The following is a 6,976-nucleotide window of genomic DNA, read 5'->3' on the forward strand; positions in this document are numbered from 1 at the left end:
CCAATTGAATATTTCAGATAGACTTCCTCTTAGCTGATTAAAGTACTTTTTCATCTTTCGCAAATAATGAATATATAAGGCTTTAATCAGTCCTTTCAATATTTTTTATCGTGTACAGAGAAAATTAATATCCCAGTATAGACATTATTTAAAACAATATTATACTAAAGTAGTATATTCACCTTGATGTTGTACTCTACTTATTATGTTGTATAAACAAATTAAAACGGTTTTAAAGATTCCTAAGCATACTGTCTATATACTCATAATATATAGTTTATTGCTAGGTTTTTTATCGCTGACAATACCTGTATCAGTTCAGACACTAGTTAATCTTGTTGGTGTCAGTTTGTCTATTAGACCTGTTATATCACTTATTACTATTTTATTTATTTTACTAACAGCAGCTTTTTTTGTGAGAATTTTACAGTTAAAACTTGTTGAAGATATCCAAAGAAAAGTCTTTGTAGATGTTGTCTTACGCGTGATGACAGCTATTTATAGAGTTGATTTTAACAAGTTAGATAAGATAAATGTTCGGGAAAAGATTAATAGAGCGTTTGAACTCAAGTTCTTGCAAAAATCCGTATCAGTTATATTTATAATACTTCTTGATATATTTTTGCAAACTCTTTTTTGTGTGATTATTTTAGCATTTTATCATCCGCTATTTTTGGTCTTTGATATTTTGCTTATTACCTGTATTGTATTATCCATTTTTGTTCCTATGAGGGCAGGCTATAATGCGGGAGTGAGAGAGTCTAGCAAAATATATAGTATAGTTGACTCTTTGGAAGAGAAGACAGCTGAGTTTCTGTCATTCAAGCAACGTCCTTTAGAAAATTCTATAAACAAAGTAGATGCTAAGTTATGTGGCTATATCGAAGCTAGATCAAGTTTTTTTGGTGTGGTTCTTAGACAGCATATCTATATAGGCTTAACGTACATCTTCATAAATATATTGCTGTTGGGTATTGGTAGTTACCTAATCATAAATGGTCAGCTATCTATTGGTCAATTAATCGCTGCAGAAATATTGGTAAATATAGTTCTACTGGGGTTATTGAAATTTAGTCAATATCTCTATGATTGTTATGGCTTCATGGTAGCTGTACGTAAAATATTAGATCTACTTGAGATTTCTGAAGGGCAAAAAGATAGTATACAACATAAAGAGGCTAGTATAGTTAATACAATTTCATCGATTGATATCAGTGTCTCTGACGATCAAAGATATTATCTTGATTATGAAAAAGACAATTTTCACCAGCTATGTTTGTCAGTAAGTGGTGCTCAAAAAATATTAGATTCATTCTTTGATGATGATTCTTTGGGAGTGATAAAGCTTAATAGTATTTGTTTGAATAACTATAGTAAAAAAGAAGTAGCAAAAAAAATTCATATAGCTAGCGGTATTGAAATTATTGCCGGTACAGTATTGGATAATCTCTGCGAAAGTGACTTTTCTCAAGAGAGACTGAGCTATCTAAGCGAACTTCTTGATGCTTTTGATGTGAAGTTTCTCGAGAAATATTTTGAAATGGAAATTGATTCTCAGACTATAAAATATAATCTAGAATTTAATACCTTAGTAGTATTGAAAATGAACTTGATAAGAGCCATTTTGAAGCAGCCTAAATTGTTGATATTGGTTGACTCGTATGGTTTAACAAATAGAAACGGTGATATGGCGATTACGAACATACTTCGTAAAATAGCGTTACCAACCTTAATTATATCTATTCAGTAGGTGACTTATTATGCAGTTAAAATCATCTGAAATGCTTAGGAAAGATCCTAGTTTTAAAAAGATTATATTTTTAGTTTTATTAAGCATCATAGCAGTTGGTGTTATCTTGGCTATTATTCCTTGGCAGCAGACTGTTGATGGTTATGGAGATGTAACAACCTTATCACCGTCTGAACGTCAACAAAATATTTCTGCTCCAATAGGTGGTAGATTAGGCAAGTGGTATGTGTTTGAGGGCGATGCTGTTAAAAAAGGAGATCCTATTGTTGAGGTACTAGATCTTGATCCTGAGGTTGTCTCACGCTTAGAAGAAGAAAAAGCAGCGATAGAGTTAGGTGTTAAATCTGTTAAGCTGGCTATTAAAAATACTCAAAACAATATCGAAAGGCATAAGTATCTAATAGATAAAGGAGCGAGTACTCAGAGGATATATGAGCAAGCTCAGATGGAGATGGTTAATTACACACAAGAATTATCAAAGCTTAATGTGGATCTAGCAAAAGTTAAGGTTCAGATAGCTCGTCAACAAAGTCGATTAGTTAAAGCGCCTACTGATGGGGTAATAATGGATCGTATCCATGGTATGGGTGGAGTGATTGTAAAAGATACTGATGTGCTAGCGACAATTGTGCCGGAGAGTAAGTCTAGAATAGTTGAGTTGTGGATCAACAGTATGGATGTTCCTCTTGTCAAAGTTGGTGATAAGGTAATGCTACAATTTGAGGGGTGGCCAGCAGTTCAGTTTAGTGGTTGGCCACAAGTCGCTATAGGTACTTTTGAAGGAGAGGTTATATTTATTTCTCCTCAAAATAATGCTCAAGGACAGTTTAAAATATTTGTTAAGCAAAGCGGAAGTAGAGATTGGCCATCGTCAGATGTATTAAGGTTAGGTACCAAAGTACATGGTTGGGTATTGCTTAATGATGTTAGTCTGGGTTATGAGTTATGGCGTAGATATAATGGTTTCCCTATAAATCTAAACAGTAGTCAGCTACATATAGGTGTCAAAAAAAGTGAACCGGTGCTCAAGCCAGCAACGATAAAAGAACAAATTCAGAACCAACCATCTAATATAAAATAGTAGTCGTATATCTTTCTTTATCATTATGAGTATTCTATAATTTAGGAGTATTTGTTTCTAATGATTTATTTAGGTGTTTAAATGGATAAAAAACTAGTAAAACATATTGCTAAGCTATCTTGTTTTGATTTGAATGAGCAGCAGTTAGAGCAATATACTCAAGATCTTACCAATATTTGTGAGATTCTTGATGCCGTCAAGAATTTTGATGCTAATGGAGTTACGCCGATGGTTTCTCCAATTAGTGTTGATTTTAAATTTCGTGAAGATATTCCTCAAGATCAAGATAATCGAGCAAGTTTTGATAAATTTGCTTGTGAAGTAGTTGATGATTATTTTATGGTGCCACAGGTTGTTAAATAGGGTGAGCAATGTCATATATTAAAAAATTGAGAGCAAGGTTAGATAGTGGTGAAGTCACAACAGTTGAGCTGACTAAGCAATATCTAGCAAAAATAAAAGACCAAGATAAAACCATAAACTCTGTAATTACACTATGTGAAGCAGAGGCACTAAAAGAAGCAGAAAACGCTGATGCTATTATTTCTGCAGGTCAGCAAAGTTTGCTGACTGGTATACCTATTTTGCATAAAGATCTTTTTTGTACAAAAGGTATCAAAACAACAGCAGCTTCTAAGATGCTAGATAACTTCGTAGCTCCATATGATTCAACAGTTACAAAAAACTGTAAAGATCAAGGTATGGTAACTCTTGGTAAGTTAAATATGGATGAGTTCGCTATGGGCTCAACTAATGAGCATAGCTATTATGGAGCTGTTAGTAATCCTTGGGACTTGGAGAGAGTACCAGGTGGATCTTCAGGTGGCTCAGCAGCTGCGGTTGCTGCAGGCTTTGCTCCTGTTAGCACAGGTTCAGATACAGGTGGATCTGTGAGACAACCTGCTAGTTTTTGTGGTCTAACAGCTATGAAGCCAACTTATGGAAGTACTTCAAGATTTGGTATGGTAGCCTTCGCATCATCTTTTGATCAAGCAGGTATCTTTGGACATTATGCAGAAGATGTAGCTATTATGTTGGATACTATCTCTGGAGAGTGTCAGTATGATTCTACCTGTGTTGGTGTAAAAGAAAATCATTTTACACAAGACTTAGAGAAAGATATCTCAGGTAAAGTAATTGGTGTTGATGAAAGTTTGATCAAAGACCTGCCAGCACAAATACAAGAAGCTGTGTCAAAAACTCTTGATAATTTCAAAAAGCTAGGAGCCGAAATAAAGTCAGTTAAGGTCCCTGACTTAAAAGAGGCTCTTTCAACTTACTATATCATAACACCAGCAGAAGCAGCTGCTAACCTAGCTAGATATGATGGTATTAGATATGGCTACCGTAACCCAGAAGCTAGAGACTTAGATGAATTATACAGAAAATCTCGTACTGAAGGTTTTGGTGAAGAGGTTAAGCGTAGAATCATGATAGGTAACTATGTGTTAGCATCAAGTCAGTATGACTCTTATTATAATAAGGCTCAACAGCTACGTAAGGTGATGACTGATCAAATTAATCAAATATTTGAGCAAGTTGATGTTGTATTTATGCCTGCAGCTCCAAGTGAAGCTTTCAAAAAAGGCGATAAGTTAGATCCTGTTTCGGCATATCTATCAGATATTTATACTATACCAGCTAATATATCAGGTCTACCAGCAATAGCTTTTCCGATTGGTTTTGCTAATGATTTACCTGTTGGTGGTCAGTTCATGGCTAAAGCATTTAATGATAATGTTTTGACACAAATGGTCACACAATATCAAAATAGTTATGGTATTGAAGAATTTATTTTAGAACAAGCGAGGATTTAATAGTGAATTGGGAAATGGTGATAGGGCTAGAGGTCCATATTCAGTTAAGTACTAAATCTAAGCTGTTTTCGACTTCTGTAACAAAATATGGGCAGCATCAAAATACTCAGGCTGCATTTTTAGATTTAGGTTTGCCAGGAACTTTGCCTGTAGTAAATAAAGAAGCTATTCGTAAAGCTGTTATATTTGGTTTAGCTGTAGATGCTAAGATATCAAAGGATAGTTTCTTCGCACGTAAGAATTACTTTTATCCAGATTTACCAAAAGGCTACCAGATTAGTCAATCTCATAATCCAATAGTACAAGAGGGTAATCTAGAGATTGAAACTTCTAATGGAACCAAAACTATCAGAATTGAGCGAGCTCATCTAGAAGAAGATGCTGGGAAATCAGTTCATGGTTATGTAGCTGGCGAGACAGGATTAGATTATAACCGTGCAGGTACACCACTTTTAGAAATAGTTACATATCCTGATTTTAGGTCATCTGAAGAGGTGGTTTCTTATCTTAAGAAGCTTCATCAGCTAGTCAAACATTTGGGTATATGTGATGGTAATATGCAAGAAGGCTCGTTTAGATGTGATGTCAACTTGTCAATTAGACCACAAGGCCAAGATAAGTTTGGTACTCGGGCAGAACTTAAAAACATAAACTCTTTTAGATTTATTGATAAAGCGATTGAGTATGAATATGCTCGTCAAATAGCTGTGCTAGAGTCTGGAGGAGAAGTTGTTCAAGAAACTCGTCTATATGATGCTGATGCAAATGAAACACGTTCAATGCGTGCAAAAGAGGATGCTTTTGATTATCGTTATTTCCCAGATCCAGATTTATTACCATTGATAATAACTGATGAATATATCGAAAGTATCAAAAAGCAGATGCCACTCAAGCCAGAAGAGCGTGAAGCAGTCTATCGTGAGCATTTAGCTGATCAAGAAGTTGAGTTTTTATTATCAAATCTTGAGATAGCAGATTACTATGATCAGGTAGCGACTGTGATAGGTTATAAGCCGGCGTATAACTGGATAACAGTTGATCTAATATCAACTCTTAATAGAGCGGAAAAAGAGTTTTCAGCAAATATAATCCCTGCTGAGATTCTATTAGAAATTATTGATAATGTCCAAAAAGATGTTATCTCACAAGCGAATGCTAAAAAAGTCATAGCAGAATATATTGAGTCAGCTACATCTGTTGCTAATATTATCGAGAAACTAGGTTTGAAACAAGTATCAGATGAGGGTGCAATAAGAGAGCTAGTTCAAGGTATAATTGCTGCTAACCCTCAACAAGCTGCTGACTTTAAAGCTGGTAAAACTAAGCTTATGGGCTTTTTCGTAGGTCAGGCTATGAAAGCTAGTAAAGGCAAGGCAAATCCTAAGCAAGTTAACCAAATAGTTCAAGAAGAGCTTAATAAATAAAATAGGAAAATCAAATGAATACAAATAAATTTTACTATCATCTTATGAAGCTAAATGTTTTGAGTAGTGACTATGTTGATGATAGTTATAAAGTTGCTTGGAAAGGAAATGTATATCCATTTTTTCATGATAGTAAGTATGAGTTTCATTATGAGGTTGCAAAATACTTTGACAGAGCTGATGAGAAAACTATAGATAAGCTTTGTTCTTTATTAGATGATTATATTGATGAGAAAACGGACTTTTCTAAGTTTGAAGAAAAGGTTGAAAAGGTAGTTGGTAAGGGAAATGTTTTTTATGTCCTTGATTATATTTTTAAGTCAGGCCAATACCAACAACTTTTGGAAAATGTTAAATTGAATAAAATGCACTTTAGCCAACATTTTATTGATCGTTTTGTTGCTGGTGGCTATTTCGATTAAGTCTTCTATCTATATATTTATTCCTAAATACTCTTTAGCGATATATTCAAATAGCGCTTTATGCACTTGATAGGTTGGATGGACACCATCCCAGAATATATATTCTTGAGGATTATCACATAACTTACCAGTTTCAGCAGCTAAAATTGCACTAGTAATATCTGGAGTCAGAGGAATTTTACTCATATCTAGCTCTCCTGATGAAATATTCTCAGATTCTTGAAGTAGAAGAGGCTTGGAGTTGCTTCTTAATAGGTTTTCATAAAAATCTTTTGGATTTTGACCATCTGGATTATAAGAGAAATAACCACCACTCCAACAACTTTGGTTGGTTTTGTTTGGGTTTATCGAAGTGTGAAAGACTGTTGATTTAATCTTTCATTAAACTTATGAACTTTTGTAAAATATAGATATCGTAGATATTTATATTTTTAGTAGTTATGGATTTTTTCTTTTTAGGTTTAGAAGAATCATTAGGTAAT

6 protein-coding genes and 1 pseudogene are annotated in these 6,976 nt (G+C 34.1%); 6 read left to right on the plus strand and 1 reads right to left on the minus strand.

The features are described from left to right. Window positions 1–205 precede the first annotated feature (205 nt). The 6 genes from F3D57_RS09795 to F3D57_RS09820 all read left to right on the plus strand — a co-directional run bounded on the left by F3D57_RS09795 (window position 206) and on the right by F3D57_RS09820 (window position 6,494). The gene (locus F3D57_RS09795) at window positions 206–1,750 is read left to right on the plus strand and encodes an ABC transporter ATP-binding protein/permease (RefSeq protein WP_150466118.1); all 1,545 of its coding nucleotides are present in this window, start codon (window positions 206–208) and stop codon (window positions 1,748–1,750) included. Between the two features lie 10 nt (window positions 1,751–1,760). Beyond that, window positions 1,761–2,831, plus strand: coding sequence for an HlyD family secretion protein (locus tag F3D57_RS09800; protein ID WP_191092388.1), 1,071 nt, complete (start codon window positions 1,761–1,763; stop codon window positions 2,829–2,831). An 81-nt stretch (window positions 2,832–2,912) separates the two neighbouring features. Beyond that, on the plus strand, window positions 2,913–3,194 hold the full coding sequence (gene gatC, locus F3D57_RS09805; protein WP_013922290.1) for an Asp-tRNA(Asn)/Glu-tRNA(Gln) amidotransferase subunit GatC: 282 nt from the start codon (window positions 2,913–2,915) through the stop codon (window positions 3,192–3,194). Between the two features lie 8 nt (window positions 3,195–3,202). Then, window positions 3,203–4,648: an Asp-tRNA(Asn)/Glu-tRNA(Gln) amidotransferase subunit GatA gene (gene gatA / locus F3D57_RS09810; RefSeq protein ID WP_150466120.1), complete on the plus strand. Its 1,446-nt coding sequence runs from the start codon at window positions 3,203–3,205 to the stop codon at window positions 4,646–4,648. A 2-nt stretch (window positions 4,649–4,650) separates the two neighbouring features. Continuing rightward, window positions 4,651–6,072: an Asp-tRNA(Asn)/Glu-tRNA(Gln) amidotransferase subunit GatB gene (gatB, locus tag F3D57_RS09815; RefSeq protein WP_150466121.1), complete on the plus strand. Its 1,422-nt coding sequence runs from the start codon at window positions 4,651–4,653 to the stop codon at window positions 6,070–6,072. A gap of 14 nt (window positions 6,073–6,086) precedes the next feature. Continuing rightward, on the plus strand, window positions 6,087–6,494 hold the full coding sequence (locus F3D57_RS09820) for a hypothetical protein (protein ID WP_013922293.1): 408 nt from the start codon (window positions 6,087–6,089) through the stop codon (window positions 6,492–6,494). Between the two features lie 9 nt (window positions 6,495–6,503). On the opposite strand, the pseudogene F3D57_RS10530 reads toward F3D57_RS09820, so the two are convergent. Then, window positions 6,504–6,854 (minus strand): annotated as a pseudogene (locus F3D57_RS10530) (GDSL family lipase); the annotation flags it as partial. Between the last annotated feature and the right edge of the window lie 122 nt (window positions 6,855–6,976).

The organism is Francisella sp. SYW-2, assembly GCF_008711475.1.
Taxonomy (GTDB): Bacteria; Pseudomonadota; Gammaproteobacteria; order Francisellales; family Francisellaceae; genus Francisella; species Francisella salimarina.

Excerpts from the sequence above, each read along its gene's own strand:
- F3D57_RS09795 (WP_150466118.1), top strand. The coding sequence starts at position 206 with ATGTTGTATAAACAAATTAAAACGGTTTTAAAGATTCCTAAGCATACT.
- F3D57_RS09800 (WP_191092388.1), top strand. The coding sequence starts at position 1,761 with ATGCAGTTAAAATCATCTGAAATGCTTAGGAAAGATCCTAGTTTTAAA.
- gatC (WP_013922290.1), top strand. The coding sequence starts at position 2,913 with ATGGATAAAAAACTAGTAAAACATATTGCTAAGCTATCTTGTTTTGAT.
- gatA (WP_150466120.1), top strand. The coding sequence starts at position 3,203 with ATGTCATATATTAAAAAATTGAGAGCAAGGTTAGATAGTGGTGAAGTC.
- F3D57_RS09820 (WP_013922293.1), top strand. The coding sequence starts at position 6,087 with ATGAATACAAATAAATTTTACTATCATCTTATGAAGCTAAATGTTTTG.